Annotated in this window: 18 protein-coding genes; 12 read left to right on the plus strand and 6 right to left on the minus strand. The window is 68.8% G+C overall.

The window, feature by feature from the left end:
• The first annotated feature begins 21 nt into the window (after positions 1-21).
• The 7 genes from coaD (at position 22) to C9424_RS09370 (ending at position 5,747) form a co-directional block, all read left to right on the plus strand.
• Positions 22-522 (plus strand): pantetheine-phosphate adenylyltransferase, encoded by a 501-nt coding sequence (gene coaD / locus C9424_RS09340; RefSeq protein WP_116766590.1) that lies wholly within the window; start codon positions 22-24, stop codon positions 520-522.
• Positions 523-699: 177 nt separating this feature from the next.
• Positions 700-1,224, plus strand: a complete 525-nt coding sequence (locus C9424_RS09345; protein ID WP_091253231.1) for a YceD family protein — start codon at positions 700-702, stop codon at positions 1,222-1,224.
• 36 nt (positions 1,225-1,260) lie between these two features.
• On the plus strand, positions 1,261-1,464 hold the full coding sequence (gene rpmF, locus C9424_RS09350) for a 50S ribosomal protein L32 (RefSeq protein WP_056738282.1): 204 nt from the start codon (positions 1,261-1,263) through the stop codon (positions 1,462-1,464).
• Between the two features lie 21 nt (positions 1,465-1,485).
• On the plus strand, positions 1,486-2,205 hold the full coding sequence (rnc, locus tag C9424_RS09355) for a ribonuclease III (RefSeq protein ID WP_116766591.1): 720 nt from the start codon (positions 1,486-1,488) through the stop codon (positions 2,203-2,205).
• 9 nt (positions 2,206-2,214) lie between these two features.
• Positions 2,215-3,183, plus strand: coding sequence for a bifunctional DNA-formamidopyrimidine glycosylase/DNA-(apurinic or apyrimidinic site) lyase (gene mutM, locus C9424_RS09360; RefSeq protein WP_116766592.1), 969 nt, complete (start codon positions 2,215-2,217; stop codon positions 3,181-3,183).
• A 159-nt stretch (positions 3,184-3,342) separates the two neighbouring features.
• Positions 3,343-4,623, plus strand: coding sequence for an MFS transporter (locus tag C9424_RS09365; RefSeq protein WP_442862022.1), 1,281 nt, complete (start codon positions 3,343-3,345; stop codon positions 4,621-4,623).
• Positions 4,620-5,747: a hypothetical protein gene (locus tag C9424_RS09370; protein ID WP_237563381.1), complete on the plus strand. Its 1,128-nt coding sequence runs from the start codon at positions 4,620-4,622 to the stop codon at positions 5,745-5,747. Before C9424_RS09365 ends, C9424_RS09370 begins: the two co-directional genes overlap by 4 nt.
• A gap of 43 nt (positions 5,748-5,790) precedes the next feature.
• Here C9424_RS09370 and C9424_RS09375 read toward each other — a convergent pair whose 3' ends face one another.
• The 3 genes from C9424_RS09375 to C9424_RS09385 are packed head-to-tail and all read right to left on the minus strand — an operon-like array spanning position 5,791 to position 10,489.
• A complete protein-coding gene (locus tag C9424_RS09375) occupies positions 5,791-6,774 on the minus strand; it encodes an NAD-dependent epimerase/dehydratase family protein (protein WP_116766634.1) in 984 nt (327 codons plus the stop codon).
• Entirely contained in the window at positions 6,771-9,473 is a 2,703-nt protein-coding gene (locus C9424_RS09380) for an alpha/beta fold hydrolase (RefSeq protein WP_116766593.1), read from the minus strand. The genes C9424_RS09375 and C9424_RS09380 overlap by 4 nt, the downstream gene beginning before the upstream one ends.
• On the minus strand, positions 9,467-10,489 hold the full coding sequence (locus tag C9424_RS09385; RefSeq protein WP_116766594.1) for a 3-oxoacyl-ACP synthase III: 1,023 nt from the start codon (positions 10,487-10,489) through the stop codon (positions 9,467-9,469). Before C9424_RS09385 ends, C9424_RS09380 begins: the two co-directional genes overlap by 7 nt.
• Before the next feature lie 271 nt (positions 10,490-10,760).
• Between C9424_RS09385 and smc the strand changes: the two genes are divergently transcribed.
• The 3 genes from smc to ftsY all read left to right on the plus strand — a co-directional run bounded on the left by smc (position 10,761) and on the right by ftsY (position 17,993).
• Positions 10,761-14,435 carry a chromosome segregation protein SMC gene (gene smc / locus C9424_RS09390; protein WP_202615821.1) on the plus strand — a complete coding sequence of 1,225 codons (3,675 nt, stop codon included), beginning with the start codon at positions 10,761-10,763 and terminating at the stop codon, positions 14,433-14,435.
• Positions 14,436-14,920: 485 nt separating this feature from the next.
• Positions 14,921-16,669 carry an HNH endonuclease signature motif containing protein gene (locus tag C9424_RS09395; protein ID WP_116766595.1) on the plus strand — a complete coding sequence of 583 codons (1,749 nt, stop codon included), beginning with the start codon at positions 14,921-14,923 and terminating at the stop codon, positions 16,667-16,669.
• 109 nt (positions 16,670-16,778) lie between these two features.
• The gene (gene ftsY / locus C9424_RS09400) at positions 16,779-17,993 is read left to right on the plus strand and encodes a signal recognition particle-docking protein FtsY (RefSeq protein WP_116766596.1); all 1,215 of its coding nucleotides are present in this window, start codon (positions 16,779-16,781) and stop codon (positions 17,991-17,993) included.
• 87 nt (positions 17,994-18,080) lie between these two features.
• Here ftsY and C9424_RS09405 read toward each other — a convergent pair whose 3' ends face one another.
• Positions 18,081-19,712, minus strand: a complete 1,632-nt coding sequence (locus C9424_RS09405) for a hypothetical protein (protein ID WP_237563382.1) — start codon at positions 19,710-19,712, stop codon at positions 18,081-18,083.
• 241 nt (positions 19,713-19,953) lie between these two features.
• Positions 19,954-21,111 carry an MFS transporter gene (locus C9424_RS09410; RefSeq protein WP_425547261.1) on the minus strand — a complete coding sequence of 386 codons (1,158 nt, stop codon included), beginning with the start codon at positions 21,109-21,111 and terminating at the stop codon, positions 19,954-19,956.
• 342 nt (positions 21,112-21,453) lie between these two features.
• Here C9424_RS09410 and C9424_RS09415 point away from each other — a divergent pair, with 342 nt between their 5' ends.
• Positions 21,454-22,818, plus strand: coding sequence for an ammonium transporter (locus C9424_RS09415; RefSeq protein WP_116766598.1), 1,365 nt, complete (start codon positions 21,454-21,456; stop codon positions 22,816-22,818).
• Positions 22,815-23,153 carry a P-II family nitrogen regulator gene (locus tag C9424_RS09420; RefSeq protein ID WP_018773460.1) on the plus strand — a complete coding sequence of 113 codons (339 nt, stop codon included), beginning with the start codon at positions 22,815-22,817 and terminating at the stop codon, positions 23,151-23,153. The genes C9424_RS09415 and C9424_RS09420 overlap by 4 nt, the downstream gene beginning before the upstream one ends.
• A 148-nt stretch (positions 23,154-23,301) precedes the next feature.
• On the opposite strand, the gene C9424_RS09425 is transcribed toward C9424_RS09420, so the two are convergent.
• Positions 23,302-24,690 carry a glucose-6-phosphate dehydrogenase gene (locus C9424_RS09425; protein ID WP_116766599.1) on the minus strand — a complete coding sequence of 463 codons (1,389 nt, stop codon included), beginning with the start codon at positions 24,688-24,690 and terminating at the stop codon, positions 23,302-23,304.
• Between the last annotated feature and the right edge of the window lie 151 nt (positions 24,691-24,841).

Consider the following 24,841-nt stretch of genomic DNA (forward strand, 5'->3'; position numbering starts at 1 on the left):
CGTATACGGTAGGTTCGGACCATGAGACGCGCCGTATGCCCTGGCTCCTTTGATCCCATTCACAATGGCCACCTGGAAGTCATTGCCCGTGCCGCGGGCCTCTTCGACGAGGTGATCGTGGCCGTGTCCACGAATTACGCCAAGAAGTACCGCTTCAGCCTTGAAGAGCGGATCGACATGGCCCGGGAAACCTTCGCATCGTTGCGCGGCATCGTGGTGGAACCCGTGGGGGAGGGACTGCTGGCCGAGTACTGCCGGCAGCGCGGCGTCTCCGCAATCGTCAAGGGCCTGCGCTCGTCCTCGGACTTCGACTACGAGCTGCCGATGGCCACGATGAACCGGCAGCTGACCGGCGTCGAGACGGTGTTCCTGCCGGCGGAGAGCCACTACCTGCACTTGTCCTCCACCCTCATCAAAGAGGTCTTCACCCTGGGCGGGGATATCTCGGACTTTGTGCCCCGGTCCGTGCTGAAGCGGCTGGCTCCGGGGGAGCCGGTCCAGAACCGTGCCCGCAAAGTGTAAGCTTGACCGGTACTCGGCGGCCTGCTGCCGGTTGCGCGGCCCGTCCCGGGGGCCGGTTTGCGGCATCATGCTGCTGACCTGCTGCCCGGTTTGAGTCCGTCCGGAAGTTCAGGCTAAGATGGTACGTCGGTCATATGTTCAACAGGAGTTCTCATTAAACGAGATGCTAGTTCGCCCCTGGCGTTCGACGTCAAGGACCTCGGACGCAGTCCGGGAAGCATGCGGACGCTGAAGGAACATGTACCCGCACCAAGTGATCTTGGTGTGGCACTCATTGGCGTGCAGGAAGGCTCGGATGTCGAGCTGGATCTGCGGCTCGAGGCCGTACACGAAGGAATTCTGGTATCAGGAACCGCGCTCGTTGAAGTAACTGGCGAATGCGGCCGATGCCTGGATCCCCTTGCGTATGACCAAGAGGTTGATGTGCAAGAACTTTTCTTCTATGAGGACGCTGTGTTCTCGGACGAAGAAGACGAAGAAGAGCAACGTCGAGTCGAGCACGATCTAATCGATCTTGAGCCGGTGTTGCGGGACGCAGTTGTCACCATACTGCCGTTCCAGCCGGTGTGCCGGGAAGACTGCCAGGGCCTTTGCTCCGAATGCGGAGTTCGCCTGGAAGACGAGCCGGGGCATCACCACGAGGTCGTAGATCCTCGCTGGGCCGCCCTGGCTGACTTGGCTAAGCCTGACCGGCAAAACTGATTTGTAAGTGTTGGACTAGAGAGAAATGAGTTAGCCGTGGCTGTCCCGAAGCGGAAAATGTCTCGCTCGAATACCCGCGCCCGCCGCTCCCAGTGGAAGGCAACTGCCCCCCACCTGGTGAAGACCGTAGAGAACGGCCAGGTTGTTTACAGCCTGCCGCACCAGGCAAAGGTCGTTACCGACTCGGCTGGCACCGCGCTGTTCCTTGAGTACAAGGGCCGCAAGGTCGCAGACGTCTAATCCGCCAACAGGCTGAAAAAGATGTCTTCAACTGAAGAGCTTCTGAAGCGTCTCGGTGTCACTATTGACGCCGGGACGCTTCGTCTTGCGCTCACACACCGTTCCTATGCCTACGAAAACGGCGGCATCCCCACCAACGAACGGCTCGAATTCCTCGGCGACTCCATCCTGGGGTTCTCCGTCACTGACGCGCTGTACCGTGACAACCCCACGCTGCCCGAAGGCGACCTGGCCAAGCGCCGTTCCGCCGTCGTCAGCACACGGGCGCTGGCTGGCATTGGCCGCAGCATCGGCCTGGGCGAGTACATCTACCTCGGACAGGGCGAGAAGCTCACCGAGGGCAAGAACAAGGCCTCGATCCTGGCGGACACCATGGAGGCGCTGATTGGCGCCACCTACCTCTCCAACGACATCGAGACGGCACGGCAGCTGGTCATGCGGCTGATCGGCCCGCTGCTGAAGGACGCCGCGGCCCTTGGCGCGGGAACCGACTGGAAGACGAGCATCCAGGAACTGGCGGCCAGCCGGCAGCTCGGGACCATCAACTATGCGGTTGACGGCTCCGGACCGGACCACGCCAGGACGTTCGAGGCCGTCCTCAGGATCGGCGGCACGGACTACGGCACCGGCACCGGCAACTCCAAGAAGGAAGCCGAGCAGGAAGCTGCGGCCGACGCCTGGCGCCGGCTGACCACCCCTGCTGCCGACACCCAGGCTTCCGACACCCAAACCGGCAGCTAGGCAGCGGCATTGCCTGAACTGCCCGAAGTCGAGGTGGTCCGGCGCGGGCTCGTGAGCTGGGTGCGGGGCCGGACCATCACCGCCGTCGACGTCCTGGATCCGCGCTCCCTGCGCCGGCACGCCCTGGGACCGGAGGACTTCGCCGGCAACCTTGAAGGCGCGCGCGTGCTGGATGTGGTCCGCCGCGGCAAATTCCTCTGGATGCCCTTGGCGGACACCCCGGCCCCCTCCGCAGATGCTGCCCCGGGAGAACCGGCCCCCGCCGTTGCCCTCATGGCCCACCTGGGGATGTCGGGCCAGCTGCTCATGCAGGACCCCGGCGTGCCGGACGAGAAGCACCTGAAAGTCCGGTTGCGGCTCAGCCCGGCCCTGGGCATGCCGGAGCAGCTCCGGTTCGTGGACCAACGCATCTTCGGCGGCCTGTTCCTGACCTCGCTGATTCCCACGGACGACGGCGGCCCCGGCGGCCTCGCCGAAACCCCGCTCCCGCTCATCGCCGAGGAAGCCTCGCACATTGCCCGGGACCCGCTGGATCCCTACTTTTCCTTCGACACCTTCTACCGGCGCCTGCGTGCCCGCAAGACCGGACTCAAGCGGGCGCTCCTGGACCAGGGCCTGGTCTCCGGGATCGGCAACATCTACGCCGACGAGGCCCTCTGGAAGGCGCGGCTGCACTATGCCCGGCCCACCGACACCCTGCGCCGGGCCGACGCGCTGCGCGTGCTCGACGCCGCCCGCGAGGTCATGACGGATGCCCTGGCCGCCGGCGGCACGAGCTTCGATTCGCTCTATGTCAACGTCAACGGCGCCTCGGGATACTTCGACCGCTCCCTCAACGCCTACGGCCGTGAAGGCCAGGAGTGCAAGCGCTGCGCCGCGGCAGGCCTCGTGAGCATCATGCGGCGGGAGCAGTTCATGAACCGCTCGTCCTATACCTGCCCCGTCTGCCAGCCCAGACCGCGTAACGGCCGCTGGTAGGCAGACCAAAAACAAGTAGTCCTACGCTTACGCACCCCTCTTGGCCGGTGACAAACTGTCGCCATGGGAGCTGGGGACAATAGGAATCGTTATCGCTCCGGCGTTAAAGGCGGAGTCAAAAGGGCCGACACGACGCCGGACGCGCACGGGTAGGCCGTCGTGTACATCTCAATGGCCGACCGCACCGGCGGCAGGAAGAATTCCGGAGCCACCGGGACGCAGACCCTGCCCGGACCGGGCGTGGCCTTCCGGCTTTCGCCTGTCATTCTCTGGCTGGGCATCGTCAGCATGGCCACGGACATCTCCTCGGAATCCGTGTCCGCCATCCTGCCGCTGTACGTCACCGGATTTTTGGGCCTCTCGACCATTGCCTTCGGGTTCATTGACGGGCTTAACCAGGGCGTCAGCGCGGTGGTGCGTATTGCCGCCGGGTGGGCATCGGACCGCACAGGCCACCCGAAACGGGTGGCGGTGGCCGGCTACGGGCTCTCCATGCTGGCCCGGGTCGGCTTCCTGTTTGCGGGCGGGTTCTGGGCGATCACCGGGATCGTGACGGGCGACCGCATCGGCAAAGGCATCCGCACCGCGCCGCGGGACGCCTTGATCTCATCGGCTGCCCAACCGGAACATCTGGCGAGATCCTTCGGGGTGCACCGCATGCTCGACACCGTCGGCGCCGCAACAGGGCCGCTGCTGGCGTTCCTGATCCTCCTGTTCATCCCCAACGGGTTCAGCACCGTCTTTGTAGTTTCGCTCGCCTTCGCGGTAATCGGCGTCGCCCTCCTGGTGCTGGTGGTGCCGGACCGCAGGACTCCGCGGACCGCGCAGAAGCCGGACCGGGCACGGCCGCCCTTCACGTGGAGCCAGTTGAAGGACGCCGGACTGACCCGCCTGCTCGTGACCGCGGGGATCCTGGCCTTGCTGACCGTCGGGGACGGCTTCATCTACCTCGTGCTCCAGGATCGGGACTCCTTCGCCGTGCAGTGGTTCCCGCTGCTCTATGTCGGAACCAACGTCGTGTACCTCGCGCTGGCCGTTCCCCTGGGCCGGTTCGCGGACCGCTGGGGCAGGATCCGGGTGTTTCTGGGCGGACACGGAGCGCTGCTGGCGTGTTACCTGCTGGCCGCAGTGCCGTTCGGCGGCCTGGGCGTCACGGTGGCGTGCCTGGTGCTCCTGGGAGTCTTCTACGCCGCAACCGACGGCGTGCTGGCCGCGCTGGCGAGCCGGCTGGTCAGCCCCGACAAAGTGGCCACCGGCATCGGGGCCGCCCAGACTGTGGTGGCGCTGTGCCGGATGGCGGCGTCGGCCGGCTTCGGCATCCTCTGGTTCGCCGTCGGGGCCCCCGCCGCAATGACGACGGCCGCCGTCGGCCTGGCCGCGGCACTGGTGGCCGCGGCCGTGCTGATGCGCACGTCCCGTGCACAGGAGGCCGGCGCATGACGGCCACCCGCGCCGGGCGGCCGCCCGGAAAGGGTTCCGCGACAGGAAAGGCATCCGAGCCCGGGAAAGAAGCCACGACCGGAACCGAAACCTCAGCCCAGCGGGTCGCGATCAGCAGGAAGCGCCTCCTCGCCCTGGTGCTCATCACCGTGGGCGCCATTGCGGCGGCGGGACTCTACGCCGGGCTGGCCTTCCGGGACGCCCAGGCCAGCCAGAGTGCACCGCCGCCGGTCGACGTCACCACATCCATGGCCCTGCCGGCGGCACCCTTCGTCCTGTTCCGCAACACCGCGCCGGGCCAGGGGTTCGGCTCGGCCGCCACCGTGCCGCTGTCCGGGCCCGGCGGTCAGCGCGCCTTGAGCGGAGCAAGCTGCGACCGCGTCTACGGCACGCACGATCAGACCTTGTGCCTGCAGACCAAGCAGGGACTGGCCACCACCTTCCAGGCCAGCGTGTACAACAGCACCTGGCAGGAGACGCGAAGTTGGCCGCTGCCCGGCATCCCCAACAGGGCCAGGACCAGCGCCGACGGATCCCTGATGGCCACCACCGTCTTCGTGTCAGGTCATTCCTACTCCGCCGCCGGGTTCTCCACCGAAACAGTCATCCGGGGTAAAACAGGCCAGAGCAGCGGAAGCCTCGAGGGCTTCGCCCTGATACTGGACGGCACCCGGATCAAGGCCACGGACAGGAACATCTGGGGCGTCACGTTTGCTCCCGGAAAGCCCGACGTCTTTTACGCCACGGCGTCCTCGCAGGGGCACATCTGGCTGGTCCAGGGCAGCATTGCCGGCCGGACGCTCACCGTGGTCCGCAGCGGCATAGAATGCCCGTCCGTTTCCCCGGACGGCACCCGCATCGCCTACAAGAAGAGCGACAACGGCACCCTGACCGGCCACCGCAGTGTCGCCGTCCTGGACCTCGCCCGCAGCACGGAAACCGTCCTGGCGGAGAAACAGAGCATTGACGATCAGATTGAGTGGCTGGACAACTCCACCCTGTTGTACGCCCTTCCCCGGGACGGCTCCGAAGTGGACAGCGACATCTGGTCCATCACAACGGACCCGGCCGCGCAGCCCGTCCTCTTCATCGAGCACGGGTTTTCCCCCTCGGTGGTCCGGTAGAGCGGCGGACGTCGCCCACGTCCTTAGGAACCGGCCAGCACCCTCAAGCGCCGCCGCAAAGTGAACCGTAGTGCTTGGCCAGCCTCGCCAGGCCGTCATCAAGGGACACGGCGGGGGTCCAGTCGAGGAGTTCGCGGGTCTCGCGCTGGTCGAACCAGTGGGCGGTGGAGAGCTGTTCGGCGAGGAACCGGGTCATCGGCGGCTCGTCGGACCGGCCGGAACGGGCCCAGAGCTTCTCAACCACTGATCCGGCCGCCCGAGCGAGCCTGCCCGGCACCCGCCACGACGGCGCGGGGACGCCCCCCGCGGCACAGATGCCCGCCAGCAGCTCCCCGACCGGGCGGGGCTCGCCGTTGGTGATGACCAGCGCCCGGCCGTGAATGTGCTCTATGCGGTGCAGGGCGGCGACGATGGCCGAGGCGGCGTTGTCCACGTAAGTGGTGTCGATCAGGGCCGCCCCGGCGTCGAGCAGCGGCAGGCGTCCGCGGCCGGCACGTTCCAGCACCCGTTCCACCAGCTGCGTATCGCCCGGACCCCAGACGATGTGCGGGCGCACGGCCGCAACCCGGAAGTCCGGCGAGTCCGCGGCCAGCGCCAGCAGCTCGGCCTCGGCCTTGGTGCGCGAGTAGTCGCCGTGCGCGCGGGCCGGGTCCGCCGGCTCGGCGCCCAGTCCGGCGATAGCAGCCCCGGAATTGGCCACGGACGGGGAGGACACGAACACCAGATCCCGCACGCCGGCGTCGCGCGCCGCACGGAGCAGGCGGCGCGTGCCGTCGACATTCACCTCGTCGAAATCGGCGGCACGGCCCGTGAAGGAGACCTTCGCCGCCAGATGGATGACAGCCTCGGCCCCGGCGACGGCGCGGCGGACAGCGGTGTCGTCCGTGACGGACCCGGAGAGGTCCGCGGCGCCATCGACGCTTGCAGGACGGCGCTGGAAGGTGGTGACGGCGTGGCCTTGACGCACCAGAAGCCCGGTGACTTCCCGCCCGAGCAGGCCGCTCGCGCCGGTGACGAGGACTCTCACGGCGTGCCCGGCCGGCCGCCGGCCAGCACCGCGGAAGCCCACCGGGACAGGCGGACCCTGTCGATCTTGGCGTTGTGGCGGATGTCGGTCGGCTGGGAGGGGACGGTGAGCACGGCGGAGACGCTGACGCCGGCCTGACGGGCCGCGTCGCGCACGCGCCCGGCGAGGTACGGCGCCGCGGGGCCGGCCCGGCGCACCGGCGGAATGGTTTCGACGACGGCGACGACGGCCTGCGTCCCGGCGGGGCCGACCCCGACGACGGCGGCCAGCCCGACGGCGTCCAGGCGCTCGATGGCCTGCTCGGCGCCGACAGGCGTCACAACAGCACCGGGCGCGGTCACGACGTGCGCGAGGCGGCCTTCCACCCAGAGCCGCCCGGCGGCGTCGAAGTGCCCGACGTCGCCGGTGCGGTGCCATCCGGCCGTGCGGACGCTTTCGCGCTGGGTCAGCCAGAGCCTGTCGTAGCTTTCCTTCACATGCGGGGCGCTGACGAGGATCTCGCCGGTCAATCCCGGCTGGGTGACGGGTCGGTTCCCGGGGGCTGAGCCGTCCGCGTCGAGCGGGATGACGGCCACTCGGGCGCCGTGCACCGGCCGGCCCACGCACACGCCGTTGCCGGCCCCTGCGACGGTGCCGGCGGCGGCATCGGCCTCAGCGGCGCAGATCTGTTCGAAGCTGATGTCCGTGACGGGCAGCGCCTCGGTCATCCCGTACGGGGTGTGCAGCGAGGCACGGGGCAGCAGCCGCTGGACCTCTGCGAGGAGGGAGGCGGGGATGGGCGCGCCGGCTGAGAGCAGCAGCTCCACGCGACCCAGGGCCTCGTGGCCGGCACCGTCCAAGCGGCCCTGGGTCGCAAGGACGTTGCGCAGGGCAGCGGGCGAGGCGAAGACCACCGTGGCGTCGATCGCCGCGGCGGCGTCCGCCAGCGCGCGGGCCGTGAGGGTGCGGGGCGCTGTCACGTCCATGGCGGGCGTCACCGACACTGCCCCCAGCGCGGGTCCCAGCAGGGCAAACGGTGCGAAGCCTGCCACGAGGCGTGCGCCGGGGCGGATCGCCAGCGTCGCGGCCACGGTGTCCCGCATTGCGGCCAGTTGCCGGTGCGTATACACCACGCCCTTGGCCGGACCGGTGGAGCCGGAGGTGAAGAGCACGGCGGCGGGGGAGTCCGGGCCCGGGGCCGGGGCCTCGCCGGGGTCCGGGCTGAGTGTGGCTCCGCGGCGGGCGAGGGCGGCGAGGGAAGTCTCGACGGCGAGGACGCGGCGGCGGGCGGCGGGCAGGTCCCGCACACTGATGCGCCGGCCGGGCCAGCCAAGCACCGACGCGGCGGCGAGGGCCTTGTCGATTCCGATGAGGTAATCCGGGGTCGCACCCTTCACGGCGCGGTTCAGGCCGCGGGTGCCGAGGCCGGCGTCGGCCACCACCACCACGGCGCCGAGCCGCAGGCAGGCGTAGAGGACCACGGTCAGGTCCACGCCCGGCGGGACCATCAGGCTCACCCGGCTGCCCTGCCGGACACCGGATTCCTGCAGGCCGGCTGCGAGGGCGGTGATATTCCGTTCCAGCTCCTGCCAGCTGAGCGAGCGGGCGACGCTGCCTTCCGCGGCCATCTCGGCGACGGCGGTGTCCCCGGCATGGGGTCCTGCCGCCAGCCCGGTAAGCGGCGCCCACAGGGGCGCGAGCCCGGTGCCGGGGGCCGGCGTCGAGGGTTCAGGCATTGGTGGTTCGGGCGCCGGGTTTACCGGTGCCGGACCGTCCGCGGGGTTGCTGTCCCGGCCGCGCTCGGCAAGCCAATCGAAGACGGGGGCGGCAATGTCCCGGTCCTCCGCGACCAGGTGGCCGGCGCCCTCGAAGCGGTGGACTTTCGCGTGCGGGAGCCGGCTGATGAGGTCCTTGAGGTACCGGTCGGAGAAGATCGGGTCCCGCGGTCCCCAGAGCATCAAGGCCGGTACGCTCAGCCTGCGCAGGCCTTCGGCGACGCGGGTGAGCGCCGGGAAACTCGGATGGGAGGCGTCCGCGGGAATGTCGGCGACAAAGTTTCCCACGCCGGCGCGGCGGCCGGCGCCCCGGTAGGGGGCCATGAAGGCACTGCGGACGTCCTCTGCGAGCGGCGGGCGGGCCAGGGAATGCGTCACCCGCAGGAAGGTGTCCGACGTCGTCGTTCCCCAGCGGTGTACGGCAGGGTGCAGGGCCAGCCGCAGGGCCGGTGGGATGGGTGAGCCGGGGGGCTGGTGGACGGCAGTGTTGGTCAGCACGACACCGGCGAGCTGCTGCGGATGCGCCAGGGCCCAGCCGAGGCTGATCACGCCGCCCCAGTCGTGGCCGACGGTGACAACCGGCCCGTCCAGCCCGAGGGCGGCGGTGAGGTCGCCGAGGTCGTTGATCCGGTCCGCCAGGCGCCGGAACGTGCCGGTGCGCTCGGAGAAGCCCATATCCAGTTGGTCCACGGCCATCACACGCCACGGATGCGCGGGGTCGGAACCGGCCGCCAGCAGGGTCCGCCACAGGTATGACCACGTCGGGTTGCCGTGCACGCACAGCAGCGTGCCGGCGGGAGTCAGGCCGCGGCGGGCGAGCTGGGCGCCGTTATCGAGCAGGTGCCAGCGGCGCAGGGTTCCAGGCTCATCCGCGGCGGAAGTGGACGCCACATCGATGTCGCGCGACCATTCGGGGTCGACGCCGGTCCAGTCGGCGGTTACCAAACGATTTCCACCATGGCGGTGTTCAGGCCGGAGCCGACGCCCATGCACAGCACGCGATCCCCGGTCACGAGGGTCTGCGCCTCCGCCGCGAGGGTCATGGGCAGGGAGGCCGGGCCCACATTGCCCCAGTGCGGGAACGTGATCGGCACTTTGTCCGGGTCCAGGTCGATGGCGTCGATGATGGCCTGGGTGTAGGCGTTGCTGACCTGGTGCGTCACGTAGCGGTCCATCGAAGCCCAGTCCCACTCCGGCTGTGCCTCCTTCCAGGCATCGACCACGAGCTGCAGGCCGCCGTCGAGCAGGCCCTTGGTGTCGGTGGCCATGCCGTCGATGCCGCCCACGCACAGTTCATGGTGCTCGGTGCCGGCGCGCATCACGCCGCCGACGATCCGGTGCGCCCCGGGGTGCTGGTCCGCGGGGCCCAGGACGGCAGCAGCGGCTCCGGAGCCCAGGGTGAGTGTGGCGAATTCGCGGTTGAAGTCCTCGCGGGTTGTCTCGGGCCGCTGCAGCCGCTCCAGGGTGGCCTCCTGCGTGGCCTGGGCATCCTCACCGTTGACGATCACCGCGTACTTAATCTGGCCGGAGTCGATCATGCTGGCCGCCAGGGTCATACCGTTGACGAATCCGAGGCAGGCGTTGGCGAGGTCGAAGTTTATGGCCGACGACGGCAGGCCGAGTGCATGGTGGATCTTCACCGCGACAGAGGGTTCGAGGTTGCGCCGCGTGACCGAGGTGTTGATCAGCAGGCCAACGTCGGCCGCTTCGATGCCGGACTCGGCCAGGGCCTTGGCGCCGGCCTCGATGGCCGCGTCGTCGAACGATGTCCCGGGGGCCCACCAGCGCCGGTGCGTGATGCCGGCGACCCGTTCGAGCAGCTTCGGCGGGAACTTCAGCCGCCGCAGGGTCAAAGCCAGCCTGTGGTCGAAATCCTTGGAACTGACGATCGTCGGAGCTTCGACGCTGCTCACCGAAAGCAACGCGGTGTTGTAGTGCCGGAATGTCGCATTCCCTACCAATTCAAGCCCCTGTTCATGTCCGTCCTGCGCTCCAGCGGTTGACTGCCCCTTCAAACACAAGCCCAAGAGCTTAACTATGCCCGGTGCCGGCAGGTTTCTGCACATGCCGCCTGCGGCATCTGCGGCGGCCTCGCACGGGTGTGCGCGGAATTGCCGCAGCTCCGCAGTAGATTGTAGGTACCCGGGGCCGTCCCCGACCATCCATGTCCGTCCGAATCATGCTTTCGCCCAACAGCGTGCCCAGTCCGCCAGCCAGGAGATCCGAAGTACCTTGCACCTGAAGAGTCTGACCGTCCGGGGATTCAAATCGTTTGCCTCAGCGACAACGTTTGAATTCGAACCCGGCGTCACCGCCGTGGTGGGCCCCAACGGATCGGGCAAGTCCAATGTGGTGGACGCCCTGGCCTGGGTCATGGGCGAGCAGGGCGCCAAAACCCTGCGCGGCGGCAAGATGGAGGATGTGATCTTCGCGGGCACCTCCGGCCGTCCGCCCCTGGGCCGGGCCCACGTCTCCCTGACCATCGACAACAGCGACGGCGCCCTCCCGATCGAGTACAGCGAAGTGACGATCTCGCGTACCCTGTTCCGGACCGGCGGCTCGGAGTACGCCATCAACGGCGCGGCCTGCCGGCTGCTGGACATCCAGGAGCTGCTCTCCGATTCGGGCCTCGGCCGCGAAATGCACGTCATTGTCGGCCAGGGGCAGCTGGACAAGGTCCTGCACGCCACCCCCGAGGACCGGCGCGGGTTCATTGAGGAGGCCGCCGGCATCCTCAAACACCGACGCCGCAAGGAAAAGACGGTCCGCAAACTCGAAGCCATGCAGGCCAACCTGTCCCGGCTCAGCGACCTCACCGGCGAAATCCGGCGGCAGCTCACACCGCTGGGCAAGCAGGCCGAAGTGGCCCGGCGTGCCCAGACCGTCCAGTTCGAGGTCCGCGACGCCCGCTCACGCCTGCTGGCCGACGACCTCGTGCAGCTGCAGTCCGCGCTGGCCCGGGACGTCGCGGATGAGTCGGCGCTCAAGGCGCGCCGCGGCGTCGTCGAACGCGACCTCGAGGCCGGCCGGCAGCGCCAGGCGGTCCTCGAGCAGCTTGCCGCCGAGGCCACGCCCGCGCTGAACGCCGCCCGCGACAACTGGTACACCCTTTCCACGGGACGAGAACGGCTCCGTTCCCTGGGCTCGCTCGCCGAGGAACGCCGCCGCCTGCTGGGCGCCGCGGACGTGGTTCCCGACACCGGCAGGGATCCGGACCAGCTGGAGAAACAGGCCGCCCGCGTCCGCGAAGAGCAGGCCGGGCTGGAACGCCAGATCCTGGACCGCACCGGGGCGCTGGACGCCGCGACTGCCGCCAAGCAGGCCGCCGAACAGGCCGCCGCCGCCGAGGACAAGCGGCTGGCGGCCCTGCTACGCGCCGCCGCGGACCGGCGCGAAGGCCTGGCCCGGCTCGCCGGGCAGGTCGGCGCGGCACGGTCCCGAGTGGAATCGGCCCAGGCCGAGCTTGGACGCCTCCGCGACTCGCAAAAAGCGGGGGAGGAGCGCCGCCGACAGGCACACAGCGAATTCACCGCACTGGAATCACAGGTGGCAGGCGTTGAGGACGGCGAGGAATCGCTCGACGCCGAGTACGAGGCCGCCAGTGCGGAGCTGGACGACATCCTCGCCGGCATCGAGGAACTGGAAGCGGCCGAGCGCGAGGGCGAACGGGAACGTGGCGCCCTCGTGGCCCGACGCGATGCCCTCCAGCTGGGCCTGAACCGGAAGGACGGCTCCGAGCACGTGCTCGGTGCAGGCGACTCGGGAGTTTTGGCCGCCGGCGTGCTCGGTTCTCTGGCGTCCATGATCACGGTCGAGCCTGGCTTCGAGGCCGCCGTCGCCGCGGCCCTCGGCACCGCCTCCGACGCCGTGGTGGTCCGGGACCGGGAGACGGCCGCCGCCGCCGTGCGGCTTCTGCGCGAGGACGACGCCGGCCGCGCCGCGCTGCTGCTCGCCGATCCTTCCGCCGGTGCGGCGACGACTGCCGGTGCGGCTGGGGCTGCTGCCGCACACCGCATCGGCACCACCCTGGGTGCCGAGACCACGCTTCCCGCCGACACATCGCTTCCAGCCGGAGCGCGCTGGGCGGCGGAACTGGTGTCCGTGACGGCACCCGATACCGCCGGGCTGCCGCTGGCCGCCCTGCTGGCGGGCGTCGCAGTCGTGGACGACCTCGACGTTGCGGCGGACCTGATTGCCGCATATCCCGGGCTCACCGCCGTGACCCGGGCCGGGGACGTCGTCACGGCATTGACCGTCACCGGTGGCTCCGCGACGGCGCCGTCGCTGCTGGAAGTCCAGGCCGCCGTCGACGATGCCGCCGCCAAGCTGGCCGCCGTCACCGCCGGCCTCGAACGCAACCGCTTCGCCCTCTCTACCGCCCGGTCCCGGCGAGCCGAAGCCCAGGACCGCGCGGACGGGGCCCTCGCGAAGCTCCACGACTCCGACGCGAAGCTCGCCGCCGTCGCCGAACGCCTGGGCCACCTCAACTCGGTGCTGCGCAGCGCCGTCGGCGAAAGTGAGCGGCTCACCGCGTCCCTGGCCAGGGCAGAGGCCAACATCGCCGGCGAACAGGAGGCACTCGAGGCGGTGGCGGCGCGGCACGCCGCGGCCCAGGAAGCCCCCGCGGAGCAGGAACCCTCTCCGGAACACCGCGACGCCCTGGCCCTGGCCGCCTCGCTGGCGCGCACAGCCGAGATGGAGGCCCGGCTCGCCCTGCGCAGCGCCGAGGAACAACTCACAGCCACCCGCAACCGGGCCACCTCGCTGGAACGCGCCGCCGCCACTGAACGCCGCGCCCGTGAAGAGGCTGCGGAACGGGCCCGCCGCCGCCGGCTCCAGGCCCGGCGCGCCGCCGCCGTCGCCGACGCCGTGGAGCAGGTATTCGGGTTCATCGACGTCTCCGTGGAGCTGGCGCGCCGGGAGCGGGACAGCGCCGAGGAACGCCGGGACGAAATGGAGCGCGAACTCGCCGCGGTCCGCACCGGCAACGACGCCCTGGCCCGCGAACTGGCCGAACTCACTGACTCCGTGCACCGCGACGAGCTCGCCCGCGCCCAGCAGCGGCTGCGCATCGAGGCGCTGGAACTCAGGAGCATCGAAGAGCTCGGGCTGACGGCCGACCAACTCGTGGCCGACTACGGCCCGGACCAGCCCGTCCCGGTGCCGGCCGCCGAATCGGGCGACAAGTGGGCCCCGCTGCGCGCCCCGGTGGACGAAGACGGCCGGGAAATTAGCGAAGGCAAGCCCTTCGACCGCGAGGAACAGGAAAAGCGGCTCAAACGCGCCGAACGCGACCTCTCGGCCCTGGGCAAGGTCAATCCGCTGGCCCTCGAGGAATTCGCCGCGCTTGAGGAACGCCACCAGTTCCTCAGCACCCAGCTCGAAGACCTGAAATCCAGCCGCAAGGACCTCCTGGACATCATCAAGGAAGTCGACGACCGCGTCCAGAAGGTCTTTGCCGAAGCGTTCGAGGACACCTCGCGGCAGTTCGTGCGGGTCTTCGCCCGGCTGTTCCCAGGCGGCGAGGGCCGGCTGGTCCTGACGGACCCCTCGGACATGCTCACCACCGGCATCGAGGTGGAAGCGCGCCCGGCGGGAAAGAAAATCAAGCGGCTCTCGCTGCTGTCCGGCGGGGAGCGTTCCCTGACGGCGGTGGCGCTGCTTGTGGCCATCTTCAAGGCCCGGCCCTCGCCCTTCTACGTCATGGACGAGGTGGAAGCAGCGCTCGATGACACCAACTTGGGCCGGCTCATCACCATCTTCGAAGAGCTGCGCGAATCCAGCCAGCTGATCGTCATCACGCACCAGAAACGCACCATGGAGGTGGCCGATGCCCTGTACGGCGTCACGATGCGCGGCGACGGTGTCTCCACGGTCATCAGCCAGCGGCTAACAGCGGAGGTCTAGCCAGAGCCAAGATCTAGGACGTGCCTCCCAGCTGGATGTGACGGCTTTGGCCGGCCGGTGCGACCGTTTCCCGGCAAAAGTCCGGAGCCGGTAGTCACCGCTCTTGTTGCGGGCCGGCGCCGCGGGCGCAGCAGGGCAAATAGCTCAGCGACGGTGTCCGGAAGAACCGGTGCTGCTGCGGCCGTCGAGGACGAATCCACGGACCGGGTAAGGTCACTGGACGTTCGCGGTGTCCGCAAGGCGTTCCCCGTGACGCCGGACCGTTGCCGCAGAAGCCGCGCTACATGAAGTCGTTCACCGCCTACCCGATTTCCAATCCCACAAGCGCCGCCGCATTGGCTTAGCACCACCGGCTCGATCGCCCGATGAGTTCAGCGACCCGGTCCTCCCTCTCTTGACGGTAACCCCTCGCAGGACTGATATCAGTGCCGGCGTCCCGTCGGAGCAGCATCAAGATTGTCGGTGCCTCTTCATAGACTTGGGGTATGCAAAGCAGGGTGGCTTGGAGCGGGGACAGCGGCGCGGACGCCAAGGCGGCGGTGGAGGCCGTTGCCGCGTCTGTGGCTGTGCTGGCTGCCTTGCTCGGGTCCGGCTCCGAGGGCCCGGACCGCTCTGATCCGGCCGCCGCCGAACGGGATGCGGGCGCCCTGCGGGATGCCGGTGCCCTCCGGGACTCTGATCCGTTGCGGGATTTGGCGGATGGGTTGTTGGACGGGTTGGCTGAGGTGGCCCGGTTGGAGGCCCGGACGGCGGCGCTGAAGGTTCAGTTGGCCGCCGACTACGCCCGGGCGGCGAGGTTCCTGGCCCCGCCGGCGGGATCCGTGCGGGACCGTGCCGTCCAGGAGATGGCCCTGGTCGCCGAGGTCGCGTGTGTCCTGACCGTGAGCGAACGCACCGCCGGGGCGCTCTTGTCCGAGGCCCGGGCCTTGACGACCGGGCTGTCGCTGACCTGGGCGGCGTTGCGGGCCGGGACGATTTCCTGGCAGCACGCCCGGATCCTTGCCGAGGAAACCGGCGGCCTGGATTCTGCCGGGGCGGCCTCGCTGGAGGGGCATTTCCTGGACCCCGCCGCGCCCGGGGCGGCCCGGGGCTGTGCGGCCGGGGAGCTTGTGCCGTCCCGGTTCCGGGCCAAGGCCCGCACCTGGCGCGAACGCCACCATCCGGAGAGCATCGAGGCACGCCACACCGTGAGCGTCGCGGACCGGCGGGTCGAGTTCGTCCCGGACCGGGACGGCATGGCCTGGCTTTCGGCCCGGCTCCCGGCCGAGACCCGCACCCTGGCCCAGCTCCGCGCCGACATCACCGCGACCTGGCTCCTCACCAACGACACCGGCCCCACCCCAGGGACCACAGCCGCAACAGCCGCCGGCGGCGGCACCAACGGACTTGCCGCGGGAGGGACGGCCGGCGGTGGAATGGTTCACTGCGGAACCGGTGTGGGCGGGGGTGTTCCTACCCCGCGGGCGCAGGTCCTGGTCACCGTGCCGGTCCTGTCGCTGCTGGGCCTCACGGACGAGCCGGCCGTCCTGGACGGGTACGGGCCGATCCCGCCGTCGATGGCCCGCCGCCTCGTTGCCGGCGGCGCGGGTTCCTTCTACCGGGTCCTGACCGATCCCCGGGACGGGGCGCCGCTGGAAATCGGGCGGAGCAGCTACCGCCTGACGGCGGCGCAGCGGCACTGGCTCCGGCTCCGCGACGGCAGGTGCCCGTTCCCCGGCTGCAACAACCATTCCCTGGACAACGACGCGGACCACCTCCTGGCCTGGGCCGACGGGGGCACCACCGGTATCGCCAACCTGGGCCAGCCCTGCCCGAAACATCACCGCCTCAAACACGCCTCCGCCTGGACACCGAGCGGGGCCAGCACAACGAGCCCGCCGGGCTGGATTTCACCCTCACAACGCTATTATCCGAGCGAGCGCCAGGACTGGGAACCGCCCCGCTGGCCGGACCACCTCCCGATCACGGCTACAGCAACAGACCCACGGCCGGAGCGACGCGTGCCCGCGGATCCGGACCATCCTCCGGGCCCGGGCCCCACCGGGCACCCAGACCAGGACCCCATCCAGGATCCCGACCAAGGTCCCGAGCCGGAACTGCCCCCGGACCCCTTCCCCGACTGGCACCACTTCACGGCCGGGCACCCATTCCCCGCCGCAAACACCGACGACCCCGGCTGGCCGGCACCCCTCGACGACCCCACCCCCGAAGAACTCGTGCTTTCATTTCTATGATCGGCAACCTCACGTCTCTGGGCGGTGTCGACGTCTGAGCAGCTCAGAGGTCCAAGCAGAACGAAATCGCTGGCCACGGCCCATTTGGGGTTTGTGAGAAGCTAGGGGAGTGAACGACATCCTCCCCATTATTCTGCCCATTCTCGCTGTGCTGGTGGTCCTCGGCGCGCTGATCCCGGTGCTCATGAAGACCCGGAAGAACGTCAAGAACTATCCCGGCACGCGCGACGCAAACGACCCCGTGCAGGCCCCGGGAGCCGGGACCCTTGTGGAGGACCGTCCGGCGCCAGCGCCGGCGCCTGAACGGAAGGCGCCGGGCGGCGTCGAGGTCGAAGGACTCGAAACGGTCGAGGTGCCGGACAACGCGGCCGGCCTGGAAACCGTACCGGTGGAAACGCCGCTGCCGGTGGCCGGGCGCCTTATCCGGCTGCGCGAGCGGCTGGTCAAGTCCAACAACATCCTGGGCAAGGGGCTTCTGGCCCTGCTCTCGGCGGACAAGATCGATGAAAACGTCTGGGACGAGGTCGAGGAGACCCTCCTGCTGGCGGACCTCGGCACCGAACCGACCATGCAGCTCGTGGATGCGCTCCGCGAACGCGTCAAGGTGATCGGCACGCGGGACCCCGAGCACGTCAAGGCCCTGCTCCGCGAAGAACTCATCAAGCTCGTGGACCCCACCATGGACCGCACCCTGCACGTGGAGCGCCACGCCGACAAACCTGCCGTCATGATGGTGGTCGGCGTCAACGGCGTCGGCAAGACCACCACCGTGGGCAAGCTGGCCCGCGTGCTCGTCGCCGAGGACAAGGACGTGCTGCTGGGCGCGGCCGACACCTTCCGTGCGGCCGCCGCCGAGCAGCTGGCCACGTGGGGCCAGCGCGTGGGCGTCCCCACCGTGAAGTCGGACATCGACGGCGCTGACCCCGCCTCGGTGGCCTACGAGGCCGTCAAGGCCGGCATCGACCAGGAAGTCGACGTCGTCATGATCGACACCGCAGGGCGGCTGCAGAACAAGGTGGGCCTCATGGACGAGCTCAGCAAGGTCAAGCGGGTCATCGAAAAGCTTGCCGAGGTGGACGAGGTCCTGCTGGTCCTGGATGCCACCACCGGCCAGAACGGGCTCAACCAGGCCCGGGTGTTCTCCGAGGTGGTCAACATCACCGGAATCGTCCTGACCAAGCTGGACGGCACCGCCAAGGGCGGGATCGTCGTCGCCATCCAGAAGTCCCTGGGCGTGCCGGTCAAGCTGATCGGCCTGGGCGAAGGCGCCGATGACCTCGCGCCGTTCGACGCCGAAGCGTTCGTCGACGCGTTGCTGAACTAACCACGCACGCAAAAAAGTGCCCCGGTCCGCAGAGGACCGGGGCACTTTTTGCTGCTGGCTGTGCTGCGCGAAGTCAGCGGGATGTCGCTAGTACGTGAAGTGCAGCACCGTCACGGTTCCGGCCGTCAGCTTGAACTGCTGCGTCCCTGACTTATAGGCGAAGCCGGGCACCGTGGCACGCTCGGCGAGGGGCTTCGGCTCGGACTTGGCGCCGTCGATCACGGTCTGGTCCTCGGCTTTGTAGCTGGGGCCGCTGAGCTGGGTCATCGTCCCGGTCACCGGCTTGCCCGGCAGGTTCAGGGTGACGTCGGTCTGCGCGGCCTTCTCGGGGTCGTTTTCATTGACGATCACCACGCTGGTGCTGCCGTCCGCGTTCTGCAGCGCGTAGCTGAACGCCAGCCCGCCGCCGGAGCTGTTCAGCTTCATGAACTTGCCGGCCTCAAGCTCGGCCACCATGGAGATGCCGAAGAAGTTGGCCCGGCCGGACATCTGGCCGTTGCCGAACGGGTAGGCACCGGCGCTGCAGATCGCGGACAGGGGCGGGCCGCCCTTGCAGGTCTGCAGGGAGCTGTGGAAACCGATCCGGGTGATGCCCAGCTGGGCGGCGTTGAGGGCATAGTCCGCCGCCCACAGGGCCGAGGCGTGGGTGCGGGAGGTCTCGTTCGAGCCGGGGCAGGCGGCGATCCCGGTCTCCGGGAGCCATGTCTCCAGGCCTGCGTCCTGGCCGACCTTGAGGGCCGATTTCTGGTAATCGGCGGCGCGGTCGTGCATCAGCTGGCTCATCAGGTTGGCCATGGTGGGCGAGCCCTTGGGGTCGCTGCCGTCACAGCTGTACAGCGGGTAGTTATGGAACGTGAGGATCTTCTTCTGCGGGAGGTCAGCATCGACGAACGGCTGCCACCACTTCTGGTCATAGGCACCCGGGCCGGAGATGGGCACCTTGGGGGCCACCGCGTAGATGGCGTTGGCGTAGTCCTTCAGTTCCCGGAGGTACTGGTCCAGGCTGTAGCCGGTGCCGGTCTTCACATCGTTGAAGACGAAGCCGTTGGGTTCGTTGCCCACCGTGACGCTGAGCAAACGGTCGCCGAAGATCTCCGAGGCGTTCTTGACCATGTCTGCCGCCCGGGCCGGATCGTAATGGCCCAGGTCCACCGTCAGGCTGATCGTGGCATTCCCGGCCTCAAGAAGAGTCTTTACCCGTGCCAGGTCCGCCGGGCCCACGGCCTTGACGGGGTGGGTCTTGTCTCCCTTGTAGCCGGCGGGGACGGCCTCGCCGGTGGAGGTCCAGAAGAAGCGCCGGTCCACGGCATTGCCGCCAAAGCGCAGGACAGGCTGGTCGATCTCCTTCAGGAGCTTGACCATCGACGCGTTGTCGGCGCTGAGGTCAGGGTCTGCCAAGTCCGTTGCCTCCAGGGAGATTCCCGTCAGGCCCTTGTTCAGGGATGTGCCCACGAGGTCGCTGGAGACGTCCACCTTAAGGGGCTCAACCTTTTCCAGCGGCGACCCGGCCGGCGGACCCGCCTGCTGGTAGTACGTCACCGGCGGCCCCACCTCGGCAGGGCCGGACGCCGGGGCGGATTCGGACGTGGCCTGTGGTGCCGGCGGTGCCTGGGTGGGTCCGCCGAGAGCCAGGGGAACCAGCACCGCCGTGGCCGCGAGGACGGCGACGATTCCGGTGCCGGCGATAATCCGTGCGCGCTTCTTCTTTCCGGCAGTCACTGCGTTCGCCGGATTAGCCGCATTCGCGGGGTTGGTTGGGTCAGGGCTATCGGCTTTCCCGGGGGAAGAGTCGAATCTGGCCATGGGGGATTACCTCCGGAGGGTTGTGGCAAGTGACCCCAGCTTAGCCAAGGGCGGAGGCAGTCGCTGACCAGCGGGTTCGTGTCAGGGCACCGTCTGCGGTCATTGGCCCCGGGGGCCCGGGCCGGATACAGTTTGCGGCGTTCCCCGGCACGCCGGGCTAGGCGCGGTTCGCGGTGTGCCGGACAAACGTTTCCCGGGCCGGGAGCCACACAGCGGCGGCGGCCAGCAGCATGCCGCCCGTGACGCCGAAGGCCCAGCCGTAGCCCAGACGGTCCGCCAGCAGCCCGGCCACGACGGGTCCGACGATCGCGCCGCTGTCAGAGGCCATCTGGAAGACGGCCAGGACGCGGCCGCCGGAACGCTCATTGCCGATCACGTCGGCGATGGCAGCCTGCTGGGCCGGTCCCAACAGCCCGGAGCCGATCCCCGCACAGGCGGACGCGAGCAGGAACCAAGGCAGCTGGTGAGTGAACCCGATAGCCGCCGTAGCCGTGCCGGTGACCACCAGTCCGGCGAGCAGGAGCGGCTTGCGGCCGAGGCTGTCCGCGAGCCGGCCGGAGAACGTCAGCGCCACCGCGTTGCCGCCCGCAAACACGGCCAGTGCCCAGCCGGCCGATTCCGGACCGGCGCCGAGGGCCACGACGGCGAATAGCGGCACCGTCGCCATCCGCACCCCGAAGGTGGCCCAGCCATTGGCGAAGCTCGAAAACAGGCCGGCCCGGTACGCGCTGTCCCGCAGCGCGTCTTTCAGTTCCATCGCCGGGGCCGTGGCGCCGGGCTCCCGCGAGGCGGCCGGGACGTGGCTGAGCTGGGTCTGCACCACGATGGCCGCCAGCACGAGGGCGGCCGCGTAAGCAAGGAACGGCACGCGCAGGCCGAAGTTGGCGAGCAGGCCGCCGACGATCGGTCCGCAGACGTTGCCGATCAGGAATGCCGAGGCGTAGGCCCCGGAGACGCGGCCGCGGCTTTTCGGCGGCGCGAGCCGGACCACGAGCGCCATGGATGCCACGGTAAACATCACCGACCCCGCCCCGCCGAGCCCGCGGAAGATCAGGAGCTGCCAGTAGTCCTGGGCGAAGGCGCAGGCCGCCGTCGACGCCGCCACAATCAGCAGACCGGCAACGTAGACGGGCCGTTCGCCGAACTTTACGATCAGCGCGCCGCCGGCCGGGGCGAAGACCAGCCGCATGAAGGCGAAGATGCTCACGATCACCGCCGCCGCCGTCGCGCCGACGTTGAAAGTGGTCGCGAACTGGGGGAGTACCGGCGCGACAAGGCCAAAGCCGATCGCGATCAGGAAGGCCGCCACCAGCATCACCTTGATGTCCCGGGGAAGCCGGGAACGCCCGTGCGCCACGGCGGGCAGCTTGGGGGCGGCTTCGCCGGCGGGGCGGGAGGTCTTGCTCATAGTGCGTTAGTCCTTGGGGAGAAGAGGGGCCGGCGGGCTGCTGGTCCTAAAGCGCGGGATTATGCGGATGAAACATAACCGTAACAAGTGTGAGATGCACCATTTACGTCCGGGAGGTTCTTGTAACAACCCGGCAATCTAAATCCTCCGCCAGCGAAACACGGCCCCGCGAAACTCGATGTAGAACGCAAATAATGCGTTGGGACCGGCGGACTACTCCGCACCTAATAGCAAGAGAGGACGTAGACCATGGAACTCACCGCAGGTCTCGTTTGGCTCCTGGTCGCCGCGGCACTCGTGCTGTTCATGACCCCGGGTCTAGCATTCTTCTACGGCGGCATGACTCGTGCCAAGTCGGCTTTGAACATGATGATGATGAGCTTCGTCGCCATTGGAACCGTCGGGATCATGTGGGTCCTGTGGGGCGCTTCGATGGCCACGGCCAACGAGGACAACTTCTTCCAGATCTTCGCCAACCCGTTCAGCCACTTCGGCCTCCACGGTTTCACCGAACCAGCTGACCTGCTTAAGGTCGGCTACGCGGCCACGTTCGCCATCATCACTGTGGCCCTGATCTCCGGTGCGGTCGCCGACCGTGCCAAGTTCTCCGCCTGGGTGGTCTTCACCCCGATCTGGGCAACGCTGGTTTACGCCCCGATGGCCTTCATGGTCTGGGGCGGCGGTCTCTTCTCTGCCAGCGGCTGGTTCGGCCAGACGTTCGCGCCGGTCATCGACTTCGCCGGCGGCACCGTGGTCCACATCAACGCCGGCGTCGCGGGCCTCATCCTGGTCCTGATCATCGGCAACCGCAAGGGCTTCGGCAAGGACCCGAACCACCGCCCGCACAATATTCCGTTCGTCATGCTCGGTGCCGCGATCCTGTGGTTCGGCTGGTTCGGCTTCAACGCCGGTGCCGCCGCGACCGTTGAGCAGGCCGGCCTGATCTGGATCAACACCCTGGCCGCCCCGGCCGCCGCCATGCTCGGCTGGCTCGCCGTGGAACGCTTCCGCGACGGCCACCCGACGTCCCTCGGTGCCGCCTCCGGTGTGGTCGCCGGCCTGGTCGCCATCACCCCGGCTTGTGCCAACGTCTCCCCGCTCGGTGCGATCGCCCTCGGCGTCGTCGCCGGTGTGGCCTCCGCGCTCGCCGTCGGCCTGAAGTTCAAGTTCGGCTACGACGACTCGCTCGACGTCGTCGGTGTCCACCTCGTCTCCGGTGTTGTCGGCACCGTGGCGATCGGCTTCCTGGCCACCCCGACCCAGGGCACCGCGGGCCTGTTCTACGGCGGCGGCACCACGCAGTTGGTCGCCCAGACCCTCGCCGCAGTGTTCTCGATCGTCTTCACCGCCGTGATGACGTTCATCATCGCCTTCCCGATCCACAAGCTCATGGGCTTCCGGGTCTCCCAGGAACAGGAAGTCGTCGGTGTGGACCTGAGCCTGCACGCAGAGACCGCTTACGAGTTCGGCGTCGGCGGCCACGGCGGCAGCTTCCAGCCGCTGCACGAACTCATCACCGGCAAGCCGGGCGAAGACGCAGTCTCCGCAGCCCCGATGGACGTCACGTCCAACGGCAAGAAGAACGCAACGGGTAAGGAAAGTGTGGGGGCATGAAACTGATCACGGCAATCGTCCGTCCGGAAAAGCTGGAGGCTATTCGCGAAGGTCTCGAAGCCTACGGTGTGCAGGGCCTGACGGTCAGTGCAGCCAGCGGCTACGGCCGGCAGCGCGGCTACACCGAGGTGTACCGCGGGGCTGAGTACAACGTGGACCTCCTGCCCAAGATCCGGGTAGAAGTCCTGGCCACCGACGAACAGGCGGACGACATCCTCGACGTCATCATCGCCAGTTCGAACACCGGCCGGGCCGGCGACGGCAAGGTCTGGACGATGGATGTGTTCGAGGCCGTCAGGGTCCGCACCGGAGAGCGCGGCGCGGCAGCTATCTAGCTGCACCCGCTCCGCCGCGGAACGCGGCACTGACACAGCGGTCCTGACACAGCGGGCCGGATGCCTGAAAAGGCATCCGGCCCGCTTCGTCGTTTCTGCGGTCGCCTCCAGCGGGTTGCGCGCTACTAAGCGGCCTTGTCGCGTCCGCCTAGGCCGGCCAGTCCTCCGGGCCGGAGGTCCCGGCGGGATAGTCCTCCAACGGCACATGTCCGGCCGCCCAGGACTTCAGTACCGGGTCCAGGATGCGCCAGCAGTCCTCGGCGGTGTCCGCCCGCACTGAGAGCAGCGGATCGCCGGTGAGGACGCCCTCCAGCACTTCACCGTACGGCAGGAGCTCGGAAGCGCTCAGCTCGGCCTGCAGGGTGGCCCGGTCCAGGCTCAGGACATCGCCGGGGCCGTTCACATCGACGTCGAACTTCAGCGTGTCCGGGCCAAAACCGATCCGCAGCTGGTTGGGGGCGTCCACGCCGCTGAACCCCTTCGGCAGATGCGGCACCGGCCGGAACGTCACCACGGCTTCCTTGCGCTTGGTGCCCAGCGCTTTGCCCGAACGCAGGATGAACGGCACGCCCTGCCAGCGCCAGTTGTCGATCCCGAGCTGCACCTCGGCGAGGGTTTCGGTGTCCCTGGCCGGGTCCACCCCGGTTTCCTTGGCGTAGTCCGGGACCTTCCGGCCGTCGATGGAACCGGCCGTGTAGCGTGCCCGGCGGGTACTTTGGCGGTACGGGGCCTTGATGCTGCTGGCGCGCAGCACCGTGGCAATGGCATCGCGCAGGTCGCGTTCGTCCACGGACGCCGGGGGCTCGATCGCCATGAGCGCCATGATCTCCAGCAGATGGCTTTGGATCATGTCCCGCAGGGCGCCGGCGCCGTCGTAGTAGCGGGCCCGGCCCTCCAGGGCGAGGTCTTCGTCGAATACGATCTCGACCTTTTCGATGTACTGACGGTTCCACACCGGCTCCAGGAACGTGTTCGCGAAGCGCAGGCCCAGGATGTTCAGGACGGTTGCCTTGCCCAGGAAGTGGTCCACCCGGTGGATGTGGTCCTCCGGGACCAGCGCCGCCAGCGTCTTGTTCAGGTGCCGGGCGGACTGCTCGTCCGAGCCGAACGGCTTCTCCATCACCAGCCGGGTCCCGGCGGGCACGTCTTCCGGGGCCAGCGCCTCGCACGCGAGCTGGCTGACGTGCGGCGGAAGGGCGAAGTAGACGGCTACGGGGCCCTCCAGCTCCTTCAGCAGCCCGGCGAGCTGCCCGCCGGCGGTGACGTCGAGCTGGTGGTACGTGCTCTCTTGGCGGATCCGCTTCAGCTCATGCTTGCCCTCGGTATCGGCCTGCGAGTTCTCGTCCGCGAAAGATTCCTCGATCCGCTCCAGCCACTGCTCGGCCGTCCACGGGTCGGATCCGGCACCGACTAACGCGAGGCCGTCTGCGCGGCCCCGGGCCACCAGGCGGGCGAGTCCGGGAAGCAGGAGCCTGCCGGTGAGATCGCCCGAGGCACCCAGGATGAGGAGGGTTTTTACAGTTAATTGGCTGGTCACCTAAGCCAGCATGCCATCCTGAAGGCTCATCTTGGTACCCTAGATAGTCGAGTCCCGTTGTCGAGGCGGTTCGTTCAGGCGAACACCAGTCACGACGCTGGCGTGCCGGACCGGCCGCCACCTGTAGATCCACTGAAAGAAGTGCACGGCG

The organism is Arthrobacter sp. H-02-3, from assembly GCF_003097355.1.
Taxonomy (GTDB): domain Bacteria; phylum Actinomycetota; class Actinomycetes; order Actinomycetales; family Micrococcaceae; genus Arthrobacter; species Arthrobacter humicola.

Excerpts from the sequence above, each read along its gene's own strand:
- coaD (WP_116766590.1), top strand. The coding sequence starts at position 22 with ATGAGACGCGCCGTATGCCCTGGCTCCTTTGATCCCATTCACAATGGC.
- C9424_RS09415 (WP_116766598.1), top strand. The coding sequence starts at position 21,454 with ATGGAACTCACCGCAGGTCTCGTTTGGCTCCTGGTCGCCGCGGCACTC.
- C9424_RS09370 (WP_237563381.1), top strand. The coding sequence starts at position 4,620 with ATGACGGCCACCCGCGCCGGGCGGCCGCCCGGAAAGGGTTCCGCGACA.
- C9424_RS09410 (WP_425547261.1), bottom strand. The coding sequence starts at position 21,111 with ATGCTGGTGGCGGCCTTCCTGATCGCGATCGGCTTTGGCCTTGTCGCG.
- rnc (WP_116766591.1), top strand. The coding sequence starts at position 1,486 with ATGTCTTCAACTGAAGAGCTTCTGAAGCGTCTCGGTGTCACTATTGAC.
- C9424_RS09395 (WP_116766595.1), top strand. The coding sequence starts at position 14,921 with ATGCAAAGCAGGGTGGCTTGGAGCGGGGACAGCGGCGCGGACGCCAAG.
- C9424_RS09420 (WP_018773460.1), top strand. The coding sequence starts at position 22,815 with ATGAAACTGATCACGGCAATCGTCCGTCCGGAAAAGCTGGAGGCTATT.